Raw genomic sequence first — 16818 nt, 5'->3', positions numbered from 1 at the left:
TTGCCGGTGCAGTGCACAGTCGATCTTGCGAAGTCTTTCGCAATGCGAGAGAAGGGTCGATACGGTTGATGAACATGGCGGGACGACGACACATCATGATGGACCTTCAGGCGATCGTTGAGGAGATTCACGAGGCGCTGCTTCCCCGGATCGGGGAGGGAAAGGTTGCCGACTACATTCCCCAGCTGGCTGGGGTTGATCCCGGCAAGTTCGGCATCTCCATCGTCGATCTGGAAGGCAATGCGTTCAAGGCGGGCGATTGTGACGAGCCCTTCTCGATCCAGAGCATTTCCAAGGTCTTCACCCTGACGCTGGCACTCGGCAAACATGGCGAAACCACATGGAACCGCGTCGGACGCGAACCGTCCGGATCGGCCTTCAATTCCATTGTTCAGCTGGAGCATGAGCACGGCAAGCCGCGCAATCCCTTCATCAATGCGGGCGCCATTGTCATTAGTGACCTGGTTCTGGCGGGCCACACGCCGCGCGAAGCGATCGGCGAAATCGTGCGTTTCGTGCAGTATCTGGCCGATGATCCGGCGATCGGCATCGACCCGGAGGTCGCCAAGTCCGAAACCGCAACGGGTTTCCGCAATTTCGCCCTGGCGAACTTCATGAAGTCCTACGGCAAGCTGCACCATCCGGTGGACCACGTGCTCGGCGTCTATTTCCATCAATGCGCGCTGGCGATGAGTTGCACGCAGCTGGCCAGAGCCGGCCTGTTTCTGGCCGGCAATGGCCGTACGCCGCTGACCGGTCACACGGTTGTCTCGAGCCAGCGGGCACGGCGCATCAATGCGCTGATGCTGACCTGCGGTCATTACGATGGATCCGGTGATTTCGCCTATCATGTCGGCCTTCCCGGCAAAAGCGGCGTCGGAGGCGGCATTCTTGCGGTCGCGCCCGGCCGTGCTTCGGTCGCTGTCTGGTCGCCGGGCCTGAACAAGAACGGCAATTCGCTGGTCGGGTCCCTGGCTCTGGAAATGCTCGCCAACAGGACCGGCTGGTCCGTGTTCGGGGCACCTTCCCTGTAGGCACGCGTGGCGCGAACGGCAAAATGCGATCCACCGCGCCTTGTCTTTTTTGCGTTTTGTCACATTTCTCTTCAGCAGCAGCGATATCAAAAATCGAACACGAATCATTTCCCTTTCCCGGGAGATGCGGCCGGGGGGCAATGTCAGCGGCGTTGCCTCCCATTTTCCGGCATGTCGATTGTGGCTTGCAGCCCGCGTGGCAGCCTCTAGGCTGGATCACCGCCCCAATTTTCCTCCGCGAGTGATTCCCATGACTGACATTTCGATGATTGAAGCAGCACGCCAGCGGCTTGGCACGCGGGCGGTCTATACGCCCCTGTTGTCCTCTGCGTTTCTCGATGAGCTTGCCGGCCGACGCCTGTTCGTGAAGCCGGAATGCCTGCAGAAGACCGGCTCCTTCAAGTTCCGTGGCGGCTGGTCCGCCGTTTCGGCGCTGGAAGCGGAGGTTAGAGCCCGTGGCGTCATCGCCTTCTCCTCCGGCAACCATGCGCAAGGCGTGGCGCTTGCCGCGAAGCTGCACGGCATTTCATCGGTCATCGTCATGCCGTCCGATGCGCCGCAGGTGAAGATCGACAACACCCGGGCCTATGGAGCGGAGGTCGTCCTTTATGATCGGCTGACGGAAGACCGGGATGCTTTGGGTGCCGAACTTGCCGCCGCGCGCGGTCTGACGCTGATCAAGCCCTTTGATGAACCGCAGGTGATTGCCGGGCAGGGAACGGTGGGGCTCGAAATTGCCGAACAGGCAAGGGCGGAAGGTATCGATCAGGCCGATGTGCTTGTCTGCTGCGGTGGAGGCGGCTTGACGGCGGGCGTTGCGCTGGCGCTCGAGGCGAAGGCGCCGGGCCTACGGGTGCGCCCGGCCGAACCGGCAGATTTTGACGACACGGCGCGCTCGCTGGCGAGCGGCACCATCGAGCGTAACACGGCCAAGGGCGGTTCGATCTGTGATGCCATCGTGACGACAGAGCCCGGTAGGATCACCTTTCCGATCAACAAAAGGCTCTGTGGCCCGGGCCTTGTGGTGACGGATGAGGAAGCCCTGCGCGCCATGGTTCTTGCCTTCACGCGGCTGAAGATCGTGGTGGAACCCGGCGGTGCGGTCGCGCTCGCTGCGGCGCTGTTCCGGCGTGACGAGATCAAGGGGGATGCCGTGGTGGCGGTCTGTTCTGGCGGCAATGTCGATCCGGTCCTCTTTGCCGATGCGCTGGCCCGCTTCGGTTCGTAAAGACCTCAAACTTTTGTCGGCGTGGGTCTGTCCCTTCTCGCGGAGTTCTCTATTTTAGCAAGCTGGAAATCGATCTTCTCTTGTGCGCGCAGGTTCCCTTCATGCCATCGGCCGTTCGATCAGAGAATTATGTTCGTCAAGCGTTGCCAACCGATACCATTGGCCAGTTGGAGAACCTCAGGAGCCGATCGATCTTCACCGCCCTGAAACGGCGTGATCTTGCTTTGGCCGAGGCCGAGCGGATGGAGGCCGGAGCGGGAGAGAGCAAACCACTCTACGGGCTGCTCTTTGCCGTGAAGGACAATATCGACGTTGAGGGAATTCCGACAACTGCCGGCTGCCCGACATTTGCCTACATGCCCGAACGTTCCGCAAACGTCGTGGAGCGCCTGGAACAGGCCGGGGCGATCCTTGTCGGCAAGACCAACATGGATCAGTTCGCAACCGGACTGGTGGGCGTGCGCTCTCCTTTCGGCATCGCGCCGAATGCCCTGCGTTCCGACCTGATCCCGGGGGGATCAAGTTCTGGCTCCGCTGTGGCGGTGGCTAGGGGTTTTGTCGATTTTTCGCTGGGAACGGATACCGCCGGGTCCGGCCGTATCCCGGCCGGCATGAATGGCATCGTCGGGCTCAAACCCTCTCTCGGGCTGGTCTCATCCACCGGTGTCGTGCCGGCCTGCCGGACGCTGGACACGGTCTCGATCTTCTCGCGTGATGTCGACATCGCCTTCCGGGTGCTGCAGGTGATTGCGGGTTACGATGCGGATGATCCGTTTTCCCGGCATGCGCCGCCACCGGTTCTGCAAGAGCCGAGACCACGGCCGAAGGTCGGCGTGCCGGCCGCCGCGCAGCGGCTGTTTTTTGGCGACCAGGTGTCAGAAGCCGCCTTTGCAGCCGATCTGGACATGCTGCAATCGCTGGGCTTCGAGGTTGTCGAACTCGATTTCGAGCCCTTCCATGCGGTGGCTCGCCTGCTCTACGAAGGGCCTTGGGTGGCAGAGCGTTATGCGGCCATCCGCTCTTTCATCGAAAGCAACCCGTCGGCTCTTCTGCCCGTCACCTTCAGCATAATCAGCCCGGCAAAAACCATTACGGCGGTCGAAACCTTCGAGGCGATGTACCGGCTGCAGGCGCTGAAACGCCAGGTCGAACCTGTGCTGCAGGCGCTGGACTGCCTTGCGGTCCCCACTATCCCGCGTTTCTACCGCATTTCGGAAATCGCCGAGGAGCCGCTCTCCCATAACGCCAATCTCGGCACCTATACGAATTTCGTCAACCTGCTTGACCTTGCCGCCATCACGCTGCCGGTCGGGCTGCGCAGCGATGGCCTGCCCTCCAGCATCACCTTCATCGGTCCGGCGGGAAACGACGGGCTGCTGGCGGCGCTGGCGTTGCGGGTGGAAAAGCGTCCCGCCCGTTAGCTGCCCACCAGACGGTGATAGGCGTCCTCGACAAGTGTGATGTGTGCGTGCATCGTCCTCTCCGCTTCCATCTGGTTGCCGCGCAGGATCGCTTCGAGGATCAGCCCGTGTTCAGCATGCGAGCGTGCAAGGCGACCGAGCGTGGAAAACTGCGCCCGGCGGAAAGGTTGCAGGCGCTGGCGCGTCGAGAGCGTGATCTCCTCCAGATACGGGTTGTGGCTGCCGCGGTAGATGGCGCCGTGGAACCGTTCATTCGCCTGGATGTAGGTCTGCCGATCGCCGGCAGAAACGATCGCGGCCATTTCACCGTGCAGCGTGTCGAGCTGGTCCCGTTCCGGTGCGGTCATGCGCAGGGCACTCATCCCAGCGCAGAGCGCTTCCAGATGGCCCATCAGTTCGAACATGCCGGCGAGCTTGTCCTCGTCAGGTTTGGCGACCACCGTGCGGGCATGCGGTTTCTGGTCAACGAGTCCGCTTGCCGCCAGTTGTTTCAGTGCTTCACGGATCGGCGTTCGGGAGACGGTGAACTCGGCCGCCAGCTGTGTTTCGTCCAGCACGGTGCCCGGTGCAAGCTCGCTGCTGATGATCCGCTCGGCCAGTTGGCGGCGGATGTCTTCCGTCGAGGTCCGAGGAGTTTTCTTCAGCACGCGAAACCTGTCTTCCTTTGTGTGCGGCCCTATTCCGGCATCATGCTGACATGGGCTGCCGCAACCTTCCAGCCATCGGGTGTCCTGACCCATGTCTGCATCTGCCGGCCGATCTCGCCCGGCAGGTCCGGCCGCAGAAAGAGCGTCGAGGCAGTGGCGAAATCGCGGCCATAGGTGGTGATCACCGTTTTCTCCAGCCGACGCGTGAATGGCGCCTGGCTTTTGCGAAAGGCGGTGATCTCGCCATAGCCGTGTTGCACTTCGCTTACCCCGTAACGGACGGTGGCGGCGTTGTCGAGAAACATGGAGAGCAATGTGGCGTTGTCATTGGCGAGCAGCGCTGCCTCGTAGGCGGCAAAGATCGCCTCGACCTCGGCCCTGGTTTCGGGATGATCGATCTCCATCAGCCGGTCTTTCTGCGGTTGAGCATGCGGGTCTTCAGCTCGGTGAGGAAAGGTATGGTCTCGAACTGGTCCGGTCGAACCCGGTCCCAATCGACACCCGCGGGCCTTGGCTGGCGATTGCCAGTGATGATCAACTCGCTCTCGGTCGCCACCATGTCGAGCGGGCTGTCATGCGGCTCGATCACCACCTCGTGGTCATCGACCAACTGCACGGAATGCACCGTCGTGACCAAGGGAGTCTCGTCGTTGATGGTGCCGAGTTCGCGGAAGATCGCCGTTTCCAGATCGGCAAAACCGGCACCTTTGCCGGTACGGCCGCCAGCGCGCGAGACCGCGACCGAACCGACGACACAGAAGTCCAGCGGCTCGACATCCTCGAAACCGATGCGCTCGCCGTGTTCGACAAACCCCTGGGCGACGGCGGCGAGTTCGAAGGAAATGCCTTTCTCGACCAGCTTCTTGGGATCAAGCCTGAGATAGGGAAAATCCTTTGTCAGGTAGGGAACCGGCGCATAGACCGTCTTGCCCTCGTAGAGCGCACGCAGCCGGATCGGGATCTGCGGTGCGTCCGGGTTCGTCTTGACCGTGCGTGCCTTTTTCCAGGCGTCGGTCCTAGCCAATCGCCAGGCGGCAACATCGGCGCCGACAAAGTTCGGGATCATGCTCCAGGCGGGGCCTATGGCAACGCCGGTCTCCTCAAGTGCGGCCCAGATCCGGTTGCGCACAACATCCTTGCCTGCATTGCGGCCTGCCCAGCGGCCTCTCTGCCCCTCCTCGAACTCAGGCATTGGCCAGATCCCGCGCCACGGCGGCCTCCAGTTCGGCAAACGGCGTCGCCCAGCCGACGATGCCGCCTTGCGCGACGATCATCTCGATCGCCATCCGCTTGAATTCGGCAAAATAGCTTTCAGTGGCATCTTCCACCAGCAGGCATTCGTAACCCCGGTCATTGGCCTCGCGCATGGAGGTCTGCACGCAGACCTCTGTCGTCACCCCGGCAAACACCAGATGCGTCACGCCCTTGTTGTCGAGGATCGACTGGATGTCGGTATTCCAGAACATCCCCTTGCCGGGCTTGTCGATGACGACCTCGCCCATGATCGGCTTCAACGCATCAACGATCTGGTTACCGGGTTCGCCGCGCACCAGAAGCCTTCCCATCGCACCTTCCTCGCCGATCTTCAGCGGCGCGTTGCCGCGGCTGATCTTCGAGGGCGGGCAGTCGGAAAGATCCGGCAGATGCGCCTCGCGGGTATGGACGACGGGCCATTTCTTGCGGCGGAACAGATCGATGAGTTTTGCCGTCGTCGGAATGATCGCCTCCAGCCGCGTCACGTCATTGCCGAGACTGTCGCCGAAACCGCCCTTCTCGATGAAATCGCGCTGCATGTCGATGACAACGAGTGCCGTGCGGCCGGGCACAAACGGGAAGGGATAGGGGCGGGCGGGAACGGGAAAGGTCATGATGCTCATCCACCTCAATGGCCGGCCATGTGCTGGCCGATGGTGTTGCGGTCGGTCTCTTCGATCGGCGCGACATAGGAAATCGTGCCGCCGGACATCACCGCCACGCGGTCCGCCAGTTCGAGGATTTCGTCCAGGTCTTCCGAGACCAGCAGCACGGCGGCACCGCGGTTGCGGGCCTCCATGATCTGGCTGCGGATATCCGCGACCGAGGCGAAATCGAGCCCGAAGCATGGGTTTGCGACGATCAGCACGTCCACGTCGCCGGAGAGTTCGCGCGCCAGAACCGCGCGCTGCACATTGCCGCCGGACAGAGTTTCGATCGGTGCGTCGGGAGAGGTGGTCTTCACCCTGTAGCGGGCGATCAGTTCCTCCGCCTGGCTGCGCATCGGGCCTTTCGACATCCACCAGCCGAGACTGGTGATCGGAGGCTTGTCGAAGGTGCGGAAGGCAATGTTTTCGGCCACACTCATGCGCGGCACGGTGGCATTCTTCAGCGGCTCCTCCGGCAGACCATAGACCTTGAAGCGATCGAAATTGCCGCGCTTGGGGGTGAAGATCTCGCCATGAATGGTGATCTCACCATCCGTCAGCGGGCGCTGACCGGCCAGCACCTCGACGAGCGCGCTCTGCCCGTTGCCGGAGACGCCGGCAATGCCGACGATCTCGCCGCCCTTGATTTTCAGGTTGACGCCCTGGATGGCGGGAAGCCCCGCATCGTCCTCGGCGCAGAGGCCGGCCAGTTCCAGTACATCCTTCCGGTCGATCTGTTCGGTTCGTGCCGCCCGTTCACGCACTTCCGTGTCGCCGATCATCATCCGGCTCATGTCCTCGACAGGCGCGGATTTGGCGTCACCCTCGCCGGTCAGCCGACCACGCCGCAGGACGGAGAAGCGGTCGCAGAAGGTTTTCACCTCGCGGAACTTGTGCGAAATCATCAGCACGGTGATCTCGCCCCGGTCGCACATGCCATGCAGCAGGCCGAGCATCTCGTCCGCCTCGCCCGGCGTCAGCACCGAGGTCGGCTCATCGAGGATCATGAAGCGCTGGTCGAGGTAGAGAAGCTTCAGGATTTCCAGCTTTTGTTTTTCGCCGGCGGAAAGGCTCGCCACCTGCGTGTCGAGTGGCACGCGGAAGGGCATGGTTTCCATGAAGCTGTCGAGCAGCCTGCGCTCCTTCGGCCAGTTGATGACCGAGGGGGTGTCGGCCCGCGAGATGACCAGGTTTTCCGCCGCCGTCAGGCAGGGCACCAGGGTGAAATGCTGGTAGACCATGCCGATGCCATGGGCGCGCGCATCACGCGGCGACCGGATGATCACCTCGCGGCCATCCAGCATCACCTGGCCCTTGTCGGCGGAATAGAAGCCCATGATGCATTTGACGAGGGTGGATTTGCCCGCACCGTTTTCGCCGAGCAGCGCGTGGAAGGAGCCGGCGGCGACATTGATCGACACATCGCCAAGTGCCGTGAAACTGCCAAAGGTCTTGGTCATGCCGATGGCCGACAGCGAGGGAGCCTTTTTCAGAGAGGCGGTCTCAACCGCCAGCGCGCTCATGATGGGCCTCCCGGCAGCGCCTTGATGAAATCGACCGAGTTGGAGACGGCGCCGAACACGCCGCCCTGCATCTTGATCATGTCGACAGCGGCCAGGTGGTTCTCCACCTTCGTTGCCGCGCAGCAATCCTCCAGCAGCAGGCATTCGTAGCCGCGGTCATTGGCGTCGCGCATGGTGGTGTGCACGCAGACATCTGTGGTGACACCGGTGAAGACGATGTTGCGGATGTGCTTCATCTGCAGCACGAGTTCGAAATCGGTGGCGAGAAACGTGCCCTTGCCGGGTTTGTCAATGATGGCCTCGCCCGGTTCCGGCTGCAGTTCCGGAATGATCTCCCAGCCCGGTTCGCCCCGCACGAGAATGCGTCCACACGGCCCCTGGTCGCCAATGCCGGCGCCGATGCGTTGCGAGCGCCAGCGCTTGTTGGCGGGAAGGTCGGATAGATCCGGCTTGTGGCCCTCGCGGGTGTGGATGATCGGATAACCCTTGGCGCGCATGGCAGCGAGCACGGTCTGGATGGGTTCGATCGGCTTGCGGGTTAGTGAGATGTCATAACCCATGCTGTCGACATAACCGCCCGGCGCGCAGAAATCCGTCTGCATGTCGATGACGACGAGCGCCGTGTTGTGCGGTCCCCAATTGCCGTCGAAGGGCCAGGGATAGGGGTCGGCGGAAAGCGTCGTGCCGCCGGGAATGAGCGCCTGTTCGATCCGTTCGTCGAGAGACTTCATGTCATGACCTCACTTGGTGATGGAAAGCTCGCCCGGCGCCTCGCGCGCCGCGACCTTGGACCGCGCCGAGGCGATCATGATCAGCAGCGTCAGGATGTAGGGGGCGGCGTTGAAGAAATAATAGCCCTGGGAAATACCGACCGATTGCAGCGAGGGACCAAGCGCGCCGGCGGCACCAAAGAGCAGGGCCGCGAGAATGCAGCGCAGCGGCCCCCAGCGGGCGAAAATCACGAGCGCAACCGCCATCAGGCCCTGGCCGGAGGAGAGCCCCTGGTTCCAGGAGCCGGGATAATAGAGCGAGAGGAAAGCGCCACCGATACCGGCCATGAAGCCGCCGATGGCGGTGGCGATGAAACGCACGAGATCGACGGAGACACCCATGGCCTTGGCCGCCGGCGCGCTGTCGCCGGTCATACGCACGATCAGGCCCCAGCGCGTGTTGCGGAAGGCCCACCACATAAAGACGGCAAGCGCCACCCCGACGAAGAAGAGCGGGTTGACCTCAAGCGCCTGGGCAAGACGCGGATCACCGGTCCAGTCGCCGAGATGGATCGCCTCAAGCCGCGGTGCCTGCGGCTGGATATAGGGTTTGCCGAAAAAGAAGGCGAGACCGGTGCCAAAGCTCATGAAGGCGATGCCGATCGCGATATCGTTGACCCTCGGCAGCTTGCAGATGAAACCGTGCAGCGCGCCGAGCACGAGACCGGCGCAACCGGCAAAAAAGACACCGGCCCACGGATTGCCGGTCAGGAAGGAGCCGGCATAGGCCACCATGGCGCCCAGCACCAGACTGCCTTCGAGGCCGAGATTGATGCGGCCGGATTTTTCGGTCAGGCATTCGCCCAGCGCCACGAACATGAAGGGCGTGGAGACGCGGATCGCGCCGCCCAGCATAGCAATCAGAGCGGTGATGAGCGCGCTATCCTGCAGGGTCTCGTTCATGTGCGGTCCTCCGCGCGTTTCGGCTGCAGGAAGGCAATGCGGCCGTAAAAGGTTTCGCTGGTCAACAGCACGACAAAGATCAGACCTTGCAGCACCAGAACGGTGGCATCCGGCATGCCCATGCGTCGCTGGATGATGCCGCCGGCAGCGCTGAGCGCGCCGAAGAGCACGGCCACCGGAATGATGGCAAGCGGCACCTGGCGGGCGAGAAACGCCACCAGAATGCCGGTGAAGCCGTAACCCGCCACGAGCGAGGCGTTCGCCTGACCATGCACGGCGGCAACCTCGTAGAAACCGGCCAGACCGGCACAGGCGCCGGCAATCATGGTGCAGGCGACGATGAGCCTGCCGACGGGTAAGCCCTGGGCGAGCGCTGCACGCGCATTGCCGCCGGTGACGCGGGCCGCAAAACCGAAGGTGGTTCTGGTCATCAGGATATGCAGGCCAATCGCCAGAACAAGGCCAGCCGCCAATCCCCAATGCACCTCCGTGCCTGGAATGGAGCCGATCCGGTAGGCATCGCCGATCGGCATGGTGGAGGGCTTGTTGGCCGAGGCCGGATCACGCAGCGCCCCCTCCACGAAGAAGTTCATGGTGGCGATTGCGATATAGGATAAAAGCAGCGAGGAGATCGTCTCGTTGACGCCGCGATAATAACGCAGCCATCCGGCAAAACCGATCCACATGCCGCCGGCGAGCATTGCGGTCATCGCCATGATGGGAAGTGTGAGGAACGCCGGTACACCGGCCGTGACGAGGGGAATGGCCATCGCCGCGGCCGACAGTCCGCCCAGTACCAGCGCTCCCTCGCCACCGATCATGGTGAGCCCGATGCGGGCGGGAACCGCAAAGGCAAGTCCCGTCAGGATCAGGGGGGCTGCACGCTGCAGCGTGTTCTGCAGCGAAAAGCCGGAGCCGAAGCCGCCGACCCAGAGCAGTTGGAAGAACATCAGCGGCGACTTGCCGAGAAACAGAAGGAAGACGGAAAACAACGCCGCAGAGGCCAGCAGCGCGGCCACCGGGATAAAGATGGATTCGGCGAATTTGAGCGTGCCGATGCTGGGTCTACGCCTCAACGACGTTGCCGAAAGAGATTGAACCGTCATGTCTGCCACGTGTGCTCTCCTCTCACCGGAGATCTGCCCGGACGACGGGCGAACCTGCCTCTTGATGACCCGGCCTGCCGGAACCGGCCCTAGCCGCTGGTGACCGTGCTTTCGCTGCTTATGGGGCAGAGGGACGTCTGGTGTCCCATCTGCGCTGGCATAGGTGGCGGATCGTCTTAAGACCCCTCCCCAACCCCTCCCCACAAGGGGGGAGGGGCTAACCTGCCGCTCCGTCGTGCCCAAAATCTCTGGGAACCCGGGTCGGGGAGGGCGGTGCCGCCTGTCTTTTCCCCCTTGTGGGGGAGATGGCCGGCAGGCCAGAGGGGGTCTTTAACGCATTATCCTTCCACCTGTTGGCAGGCAGCGTCTCAGGTGATCGAGCCCTGGACGCCCTCCAGCAGCCAGTTCATGCCGTCGAGATAGGGGTCGTAATTGTCATAGGTCTTGTCGACCACGACCTTGCCCTGGTTGTCCTTCAGCGTGCCCTTGTAGATCGACTCGCCCTTGACGAGGGCTGCCCGCGCGGCATCCGCCGCCTTCTTGGCCGCATCCGTTGCTCCGGCGCCGTAAGGGGTGGAGCGCAGCATGTCCTTGTCGAAACCGCCGACGAGGAAGTTCGGCAGCGTCTTGGAGCCAGCGATATCGGCGGCAAACGACTTGTAGATCGTCTCCCACTTGTATTCCGCGCCGGTGATGAAGCCCTTCGGTGCCAGCGGCGCCTGGGAGGCATTGTGGCCGAGGCTTTTCACGCCGCGTGCTTCCGCCGTTTCGATCACCACCTTCGGGCTGTCGACATGGCAGGTGATGACGTCACAGCCGGCGTCAACGAGCGCATTGGTGGCTTCGGCTTCGCGAACCGGAAGCGACCACTCGCCCGTGAAGATGACGCGAACCGTCGCATCCGGCTTCACCGAACGGGCGCCGAGCAGCACGGAGTTGATGTTGGAGAGCACCGAGGGAATGGGTTTTGCCGCGACGAAGCCAATCTTGCCCGAGGCGGAAGACAGGCCGGCGGCGACACCGTTCACGTAATGCGCCTGGTTGAGATACGGGAAGTAGGAGCCGGCATTCTTCGGGTCCTTGTCCTTGCTCCACAGCGGCGCCGCATGACGGAACTCGACCTTGCTGTATTTCTTGGCCAGATCAACGACGAAGGGATTGTAGTAACCGAACGAGGTGGCGAGGATGAGGTTTGCGCCATCAAGGTTGATCATGGATTCCATCGATTTCGCGACGGCATCCGTTTCCGGCACGTTCTCTTCCTCGATTACGGTAACGCCCGGCACTTCCTTCAGCGCCTTGGCAGCAACCGCGTGAGCCTGGTTCCAGCCGAAATCATCGCGCGGGCCAACATAAACGATGCCGACGGTGACAGCGCCTTGCGCGCGGGCAATATGGTAGGGCAGGGCGCTGGCGGCCACACCGGCAAGGCCGGTTTTCAGCAGCGAGCGACGGGACAGATCGAATTTGGACATTGGCACTCCCCTCTTTCTCGACCCCTCATGGGTCTTTCCCAAAAGGGAATGCAAAGGGCGTGCCACGCTGATGCAACGGCCAAACGAAGGCTAAGCCCCCATATTTAGGGGGAAGGCGCCGTTCGAGTTCAAGATGAGCGCCTATGGATTGTGCGTTTGCATCACGATGTGCAAATTATGTGCATTAGAATTCCGATTGCATACAACGGAAGGTCGCCAATACGCGAGCCGCCGCATCTGGTTGTCAGTTCCGCGTGAGAAGGGAAATCGACTCCCAAGGGCGCAGCGTGATCTCCTTTCCCAGCTGAGAAACGGGCTCGTGGGTCCACACCAGAGCCTCTCCTTCTGTCTGCACTTCTGCCGGCAGGTCGATGGCAACGGGAGTGTCGGAAAAGCTCGCGATCACGGTCACGCGCTCGCCGCCCAGCGTGCGGGTGTAGAGAAAAATCTCCGGGTGCTGATCGAGATAGGACTGGAACCGGCCGTAAACGATAACGTCATGTGTCTTTCGCAACGTGATGAGCTTTCGATAGTGGTGAAAGACGGAGGTTTCGTCGCGGACAGCTGCCGCGGCATTGATATGGCCAGCATTGCCGTTCGCTTCGATCCATGGCGTACCGGTGGTAAAGCCGCCATGCGAACCGTCGGTCCATTGCATCGGCGTGCGGGCATTGTCGCGGCTGTTCATATTGGCGCCGGTAATGAAGTCCTCCGGCGAGAGGCCGGCCTCCAGGTGCAGGCGGTGCATGTTCAGCGTCTCGATGTCCTTGTACTGGTCGATCGCGGTGAAGGGCGCGTTGGTCATGCCGATTTCTTCGCCCTGATAGACATACGGCGTGCCCCGCATCATGTGCAGCACGGTCGCCAGCGTCTTGGCCGATGGCACGCGAAACTCTCCGTCGTTACCATAGCGGGAGACGGCGCGCGGCAGGTCGTGATTGCCCCAGAAGAGCGAGTTCCAGCCGTCCTCGGAAAGCGCCTGCTGCCATTTGGAAAAGACGGACTTCAGTGCCACAAGGTCGAAGGGTTTCGAGCGCCATTTGCCGAAAACTTCGTCCCAGCGTTGCGTCACGTGTTCAAACTGGAAGACCATCGACAGTTCCTGGCGCTCGCGGCCCGAATAGAGAAGGGCGGAATCCGGCGTGACGCTCCAGGTTTCGCCGACTGTCAGCACGTCGCGTCGGGCAAGTGTCTCCCGGTGCATCTCCTGGATGTAATCGTGCAGATGCGGCCCGTCGGCGGTAATCATCCTGTCCGGTTGTTTGCCGATCAGGTCGATCACGTCCATGCGGAAACCGGCAATGCCGCGATCCAGCCACCAGTTCATCATGTCGCAGATCGCGCGGCGGACGCGCGGGTTCTCCCAGTTCAGGTCCGGCTGGCGCCTGGAGAAGAGATGCAGGTAATATTGCCCGCTCGGCGGATCGAATTCCCAGGCCGAGCCGCCGAAATAGGATTGCAGATCGTTCGGCGGCCCGCCGTCCGACCCGGGATCGCGCCAGATGTAGAAATCCCGGAACGGGTTATCGCGCCCGCACTTTGCCTGCTTGAACCAGTCGTGATCGTCGGAGGTATGGTTGACGACGAGATCGAGCACGATGCCGATCCCGCGCTCCTTCGCCTTGGCCAGCAGTTCCCGGAATTCGTCGAGCGTGCCGAATTCGGGTGCGATGTCCTGATAGTTGGAGATGTCATAACCATTGTCGTCCATCGGCGAGGCGTAGATCGGCGAGAGCCAGATCACGTCGATGCCGAGGTTTTCCAGATAATCGAGCTTGGAGATGATGCCGGGAATGTCGCCGATGCCATCGCCATTGCTGTCGGCAAAACTGCGCGGATAAATCTGGTAGACGGTGGAGGAATGCCACCATTGGCGTTTCGTGGCAACGGCGGGATTGAGATGGGTGGGCGTTGACATCGATCCTCCTCGGTTTCGGGATTGTCTGGTGAAGACATAGGGTGCCTGTGGGGAACATCACTCCCTGTCTGCGGTTGGAAAGGTGTGTTCAATCAAGACCAAGGGAGGCTTGTCATGAACAGCCGACTTCCACCCGTTCCCGACGAAAACCTGAGCCACAAGGGCACCGGCGAAAAGACCCATGCCGCGCCGGAAGAGGGGCGCGGCATCGACCCGTCCCAGAAGAATTTCGATCAGCAAGGTCGCCAGGGAAACATCAAGGTCAATACGACCAACCAAGGCTACCAGCAGGACCGATGAGGAGAAACTGATGTCGACTTCACAGAAGACGCCGGCCAGCATCCGGCAGGGCGGGCCGGGTTCGTCCGAGCAGAATGCCAAGGCACCGCTCGATCTGCGCAAGGGCAAGGCGAGCCCCGACAACCGCACCCGTTCCCAGGTCTCCGGTGGAGGTGGGGAGCAGGACCGCCACCATGATCACGACCCGTCTCGCAAGGGTGGCGGGTCGCACCCGGCGCATTGATTTGTGCTACGAGACACTGTGCAGGACGCGGCGTTCAGAATAGCGCCGCGTCCGCTTTGTTTTTTCGGGTTTTGCGCGTATATTCAGCGGCAACGTGTCAAATACTGCGCAGGAGATGTCCGATGGTGTCGACCGGGCTGGATATGAGCGTGATGGCCTTCCGTGAGCCGCAGACGGCGCATCTGTCGCCGCGCCTGGTTTCTGACCTGTTGGGCCTCACGCAGACGGAGCTTGCGCGGCTTATCGGTGTCGCGCGTAACACGTTGAATGCGCCGGCCAGCCTTCGCAAGGTGGACCAGGCGCTGGGGCCGGTGGTGCGCATCCTGGCCATGGTCACCGACATGGCGGGAGACGAGCAGCGCGCCGCGCTCTGGTTCAAGCATCAGCCGATCCCCGGCTGGGCAGGCAAGACGGCTTATGATCTGGTGGGCGAAGGGAAGGCGGATCAGGTTCTGTCCTATCTCGAGGCTGTCCGGTCGGGCGTCTATGCCTGACCTGATACTCTGGCGGGCCTATGTCCCGCGCTGGTCACATCGGCCGTTATCGGGAAAAGGGGCTGCCCGCTTCGGAGGGCGTTGGAATCCCGTCGGTTTGCCCACTCTCTATGCCGCGCGCGAGCTTTCGACGGCCTGGGCGGAATACAACCAGGGTTTCGTTCAGCATCCTGCGCTGATTGCGCAATTGCATCTCAGCAATGCACATCTTGCCGATCTGACGGATGCCGCTTTCCTTGCAACGCTCGGTGTCGATACCGGCCTTCATGATTGCGCATGGCGCGCCGAGATGGAGGCCGGTCGCGTGCCGGAGACCCATCGGCTTCAGGCCTCGCTGCAGGCTGCGGGATATCACGGACTGATCTATCCGTCCTTCATGTCACACGGCGGCTCCTGCGTGGCGCTATGGGCCTGGAATGGGGAGGAGGGGCCCAGCCTCACCGTCAGCGATCCGGAAGGGCGCCTGCCACGCAATGCCGCCTCCTGGACCTGATGCCGTCTCGCGAGCGCGGCCCTGCCAAAGCCTGGATGAGCCGCTATGTCCTTCATTGTGTCGATCGGGATCGATCGTCGTAGCAGGAGAGGAGTGTTGCTGATGTCCAGCATGTCCCCGCAAGCAAAGATCCAGCAGGCGCGTGCCATTGCCATGGAGGCCCATCAGGGGCAGGCGGACAAGACGGGCGAACCCTTCATTGCCCATGTGGAACGGGTGGCTGACGGCGTCGAGGGCGACGATCAGGCGATCGTGGCCTGGCTGCATGATGTGGTGGAAAAGGCGCCTGGCTGGAGCTTCGCCCGGCTGCGGCAGGCGGGCTTTTCCGATGACGTCATTGATGCCGTCGACGCGATGACAAAACGCGCCGGCGAGGATTATCTCGACTTCTGCCGTCGTGCCGTTGCCAATCCGCTCGCCCGCCCGGTCAAACGGGCCGATCTGCTCGACAATATTGCCCAGGTGCGGCGCATGGGCGGCGATACCGGCAAATACGAGCAGGGGCTGCGCATCCTTCACGCGCAGGAGACGGGAGGCTCGGAACATTAAACTCGCTCTGCCGTTCGTCGCAGGCAGTCCGCTGAAACGGGAGTGAGGATCATGGAGCTTGAAGGCAAGGTGGCATTGATCACGGGAGCGGGGTCCGGCATCGGTCGCGCCTCTGCGGTGGCGCTTGCACGGGCCGGCGCATCTGTCGCACTGCTCAGTCATACGGCAGGCGAAATCGAGGATGCCGCCGAAGAAATCCGTGCGGCCGGCGGCCAGGCGATCGCGCTGACGGCGGATGTCTCCGATCAGGCCGCGATGCGGCAGGCCGTGACGCAGCTTGTCAACCAGTTCGGGCAACTTGACATCGTCGTCGCCAATGCCGGGATCAATGGCGTCTGGGCGCCGATCGACGACCTGAAGCCGGAGGAGTTCGACAAAACGATCGCCGTCAACCTGCGCGGCACCTATCTGACGCTTCATTTCACCGTACCGCACCTGAAGAAACAGGGCGGCGCGATCGTCATCGTTTCGTCCATCAACGGCAACCGCACGTTCACTTCGCCGGGCGCCACCGCCTATTCCGCCACCAAGGCGGCGCAGGTTGCGATCACCCAGCAACTGGCGCTGGAACTGGGGCGGTACCATGTGCGGGTCAATGCGGTCTGCCCAGGGCAGATCGAGACGCAGATCGACGACAATACCAACCGCCGCAATGTCGAGGAGACGAAGATCCCCGTCGAGTTTCCGGAGGGGCAGATCCCGGTCAGGGACGGAAAACCCGGCAAGTCTGCGGAGGTGGCGGATCTGGTGCTGTTTCTGGCGTCGGATCGCGCCCGGCATATTACGGGCACGCCCGTTTATATTGACGGTGGGCAGGGTCTGTTGCGGTAGGC

At 62.3% G+C, this 16818-nt stretch carries 19 protein-coding genes; 9 read left to right on the top strand and 10 right to left on the bottom strand.

Annotated elements, in window-relative coordinates; all coding sequences use genetic code 11:
* Positions 1 to 95: 95 nt before the first annotated feature.
* The 3 genes from OU993_RS17250 to atzF all read left to right on the top strand — a co-directional run bounded on the left by OU993_RS17250 (position 96) and on the right by atzF (position 3683).
* Positions 96 to 1034 carry a glutaminase gene (locus OU993_RS17250; protein WP_268159482.1) on the top strand — a complete coding sequence of 313 codons (939 nt, stop codon included), beginning with the start codon at positions 96 to 98 and terminating at the stop codon, positions 1032 to 1034.
* Between the two features lie 250 nt (positions 1035 to 1284).
* Complete coding sequence (locus OU993_RS17245; RefSeq protein WP_268159480.1) at positions 1285 to 2262, top strand: threonine ammonia-lyase; 978 nt, start codon at positions 1285 to 1287, stop codon at positions 2260 to 2262.
* Between the two features lie 101 nt (positions 2263 to 2363).
* Positions 2364 to 3683 (top strand): allophanate hydrolase, encoded by a 1320-nt coding sequence (gene atzF / locus OU993_RS17240; RefSeq protein ID WP_268159478.1) that lies wholly within the window; start codon positions 2364 to 2366, stop codon positions 3681 to 3683.
* Here the strand turns inward: atzF and OU993_RS17235 are convergent.
* The 10 genes from OU993_RS17235 to OU993_RS17190 form a co-directional block, all read right to left on the bottom strand.
* Positions 3680 to 4330 carry a GntR family transcriptional regulator gene (locus tag OU993_RS17235; RefSeq protein WP_268159476.1) on the bottom strand — a complete coding sequence of 217 codons (651 nt, stop codon included), beginning with the start codon at positions 4328 to 4330 and terminating at the stop codon, positions 3680 to 3682. The genes atzF and OU993_RS17235 overlap by 4 nt on opposite strands.
* 29 nt (positions 4331 to 4359) lie before the next feature.
* Positions 4360 to 4734, bottom strand: coding sequence for an oxalurate catabolism protein HpxZ (gene hpxZ / locus OU993_RS17230; RefSeq protein WP_268159474.1), 375 nt, complete (start codon positions 4732 to 4734; stop codon positions 4360 to 4362).
* A complete protein-coding gene (locus OU993_RS17225) occupies positions 4734 to 5522 on the bottom strand; it encodes a 5-formyltetrahydrofolate cyclo-ligase (RefSeq protein ID WP_268159472.1) in 789 nt (262 codons plus the stop codon). The genes hpxZ and OU993_RS17225 overlap by 1 nt, the downstream gene beginning before the upstream one ends.
* Positions 5515 to 6198: a cysteine hydrolase family protein gene (locus OU993_RS17220; protein WP_268159471.1), complete on the bottom strand. Its 684-nt coding sequence runs from the start codon at positions 6196 to 6198 to the stop codon at positions 5515 to 5517. The genes OU993_RS17225 and OU993_RS17220 overlap by 8 nt, the downstream gene beginning before the upstream one ends.
* A 14-nt stretch (positions 6199 to 6212) precedes the next feature.
* Positions 6213 to 7754, bottom strand: coding sequence for an ABC transporter ATP-binding protein (locus OU993_RS17215; protein ID WP_268159470.1), 1542 nt, complete (start codon positions 7752 to 7754; stop codon positions 6213 to 6215).
* Complete coding sequence (gene biuH, locus OU993_RS17210; RefSeq protein ID WP_268159469.1) at positions 7751 to 8485, bottom strand: biuret amidohydrolase; 735 nt, start codon at positions 8483 to 8485, stop codon at positions 7751 to 7753. Before biuH ends, OU993_RS17215 begins: the two co-directional genes overlap by 4 nt.
* A gap of 9 nt (positions 8486 to 8494) precedes the next feature.
* The gene (locus OU993_RS17205; RefSeq protein WP_215570104.1) at positions 8495 to 9427 is read right to left on the bottom strand and encodes an ABC transporter permease; all 933 of its coding nucleotides are present in this window, start codon (positions 9425 to 9427) and stop codon (positions 8495 to 8497) included.
* A complete protein-coding gene (locus OU993_RS17200) occupies positions 9424 to 10533 on the bottom strand; it encodes an ABC transporter permease (RefSeq protein ID WP_268159714.1) in 1110 nt (369 codons plus the stop codon). Before OU993_RS17200 ends, OU993_RS17205 begins: the two co-directional genes overlap by 4 nt.
* A gap of 368 nt (positions 10534 to 10901) precedes the next feature.
* Positions 10902 to 12008: a BMP family ABC transporter substrate-binding protein gene (locus OU993_RS17195; protein WP_268159464.1), complete on the bottom strand. Its 1107-nt coding sequence runs from the start codon at positions 12006 to 12008 to the stop codon at positions 10902 to 10904.
* A 244-nt stretch (positions 12009 to 12252) separates the two neighbouring features.
* The gene (locus tag OU993_RS17190) at positions 12253 to 13926 is read right to left on the bottom strand and encodes a glycoside hydrolase family 13 protein (RefSeq protein WP_268159462.1); all 1674 of its coding nucleotides are present in this window, start codon (positions 13924 to 13926) and stop codon (positions 12253 to 12255) included.
* Positions 13927 to 14040: 114 nt separating this feature from the next.
* Here OU993_RS17190 and OU993_RS17185 point away from each other — a divergent pair, with 114 nt between their 5' ends.
* From OU993_RS17185 to OU993_RS17160, 6 genes are all read left to right on the top strand, one after another.
* Complete coding sequence (locus OU993_RS17185; protein ID WP_268159460.1) at positions 14041 to 14226, top strand: hypothetical protein; 186 nt, start codon at positions 14041 to 14043, stop codon at positions 14224 to 14226.
* Positions 14227 to 14236: 10 nt separating this feature from the next.
* Positions 14237 to 14449: a hypothetical protein gene (locus tag OU993_RS17180; protein WP_268159458.1), complete on the top strand. Its 213-nt coding sequence runs from the start codon at positions 14237 to 14239 to the stop codon at positions 14447 to 14449.
* 122 nt (positions 14450 to 14571) lie between these two features.
* A complete protein-coding gene (locus tag OU993_RS17175) occupies positions 14572 to 14943 on the top strand; it encodes an antitoxin Xre/MbcA/ParS toxin-binding domain-containing protein (RefSeq protein ID WP_268159456.1) in 372 nt (123 codons plus the stop codon).
* The gene (locus tag OU993_RS17170; protein WP_268159454.1) at positions 14936 to 15436 is read left to right on the top strand and encodes an RES family NAD+ phosphorylase; all 501 of its coding nucleotides are present in this window, start codon (positions 14936 to 14938) and stop codon (positions 15434 to 15436) included. Before OU993_RS17175 ends, OU993_RS17170 begins: the two co-directional genes overlap by 8 nt.
* Positions 15437 to 15538: 102 nt before the next feature.
* Positions 15539 to 15985: an HD domain-containing protein gene (locus tag OU993_RS17165; RefSeq protein ID WP_268159452.1), complete on the top strand. Its 447-nt coding sequence runs from the start codon at positions 15539 to 15541 to the stop codon at positions 15983 to 15985.
* A gap of 51 nt (positions 15986 to 16036) precedes the next feature.
* Positions 16037 to 16816, top strand: coding sequence for an SDR family oxidoreductase (locus OU993_RS17160; protein ID WP_268159450.1), 780 nt, complete (start codon positions 16037 to 16039; stop codon positions 16814 to 16816).
* Positions 16817 to 16818 lie beyond the last annotated feature (2 nt).

The sequence above is a fragment of the Rhizobium sp. SL86 genome (genome assembly GCF_026672545.1).
GTDB lineage: Bacteria > Pseudomonadota > Alphaproteobacteria > Rhizobiales > Rhizobiaceae > Neorhizobium.
The sequence above is the reverse complement of the archived record's forward strand: the minus strand, read 5'-3'. Positions and strand labels throughout refer to the sequence as shown.

Coding starts and splice junctions, on each gene's coding strand:
- OU993_RS17250 (WP_268159482.1), top strand. CDS start 96: ATGATGGACCTTCAGGCGATCGTTGAGGAGATTCACGAGGCGCTGCTT.
- OU993_RS17245 (WP_268159480.1), top strand. CDS start 1,285: ATGACTGACATTTCGATGATTGAAGCAGCACGCCAGCGGCTTGGCACG.
- atzF (WP_268159478.1), top strand. CDS start 2,364: ATGCCATCGGCCGTTCGATCAGAGAATTATGTTCGTCAAGCGTTGCCA.
- hpxZ (WP_268159474.1), bottom strand. CDS start 4,734: ATGGAGATCGATCATCCCGAAACCAGGGCCGAGGTCGAGGCGATCTTT.
- OU993_RS17225 (WP_268159472.1), bottom strand. CDS start 5,522: ATGCCTGAGTTCGAGGAGGGGCAGAGAGGCCGCTGGGCAGGCCGCAAT.
- OU993_RS17220 (WP_268159471.1), bottom strand. CDS start 6,198: ATGACCTTTCCCGTTCCCGCCCGCCCCTATCCCTTCCCGTTTGTGCCC.
- OU993_RS17215 (WP_268159470.1), bottom strand. CDS start 7,754: ATGAGCGCGCTGGCGGTTGAGACCGCCTCTCTGAAAAAGGCTCCCTCG.
- biuH (WP_268159469.1), bottom strand. CDS start 8,485: ATGAAGTCTCTCGACGAACGGATCGAACAGGCGCTCATTCCCGGCGGC.
- OU993_RS17205 (WP_215570104.1), bottom strand. CDS start 9,427: ATGAACGAGACCCTGCAGGATAGCGCGCTCATCACCGCTCTGATTGCT.
- OU993_RS17200 (WP_268159714.1), bottom strand. CDS start 10,533: ATGACGGTTCAATCTCTTTCGGCAACGTCGTTGAGGCGTAGACCCAGC.
- OU993_RS17195 (WP_268159464.1), bottom strand. CDS start 12,008: ATGTCCAAATTCGATCTGTCCCGTCGCTCGCTGCTGAAAACCGGCCTT.
- OU993_RS17190 (WP_268159462.1), bottom strand. CDS start 13,926: ATGTCAACGCCCACCCATCTCAATCCCGCCGTTGCCACGAAACGCCAA.
- OU993_RS17185 (WP_268159460.1), top strand. CDS start 14,041: ATGAACAGCCGACTTCCACCCGTTCCCGACGAAAACCTGAGCCACAAG.
- OU993_RS17180 (WP_268159458.1), top strand. CDS start 14,237: ATGTCGACTTCACAGAAGACGCCGGCCAGCATCCGGCAGGGCGGGCCG.
- OU993_RS17175 (WP_268159456.1), top strand. CDS start 14,572: ATGGTGTCGACCGGGCTGGATATGAGCGTGATGGCCTTCCGTGAGCCG.
- OU993_RS17170 (WP_268159454.1), top strand. CDS start 14,936: ATGCCTGACCTGATACTCTGGCGGGCCTATGTCCCGCGCTGGTCACAT.
- OU993_RS17165 (WP_268159452.1), top strand. CDS start 15,539: ATGTCCAGCATGTCCCCGCAAGCAAAGATCCAGCAGGCGCGTGCCATT.
- OU993_RS17160 (WP_268159450.1), top strand. CDS start 16,037: ATGGAGCTTGAAGGCAAGGTGGCATTGATCACGGGAGCGGGGTCCGGC.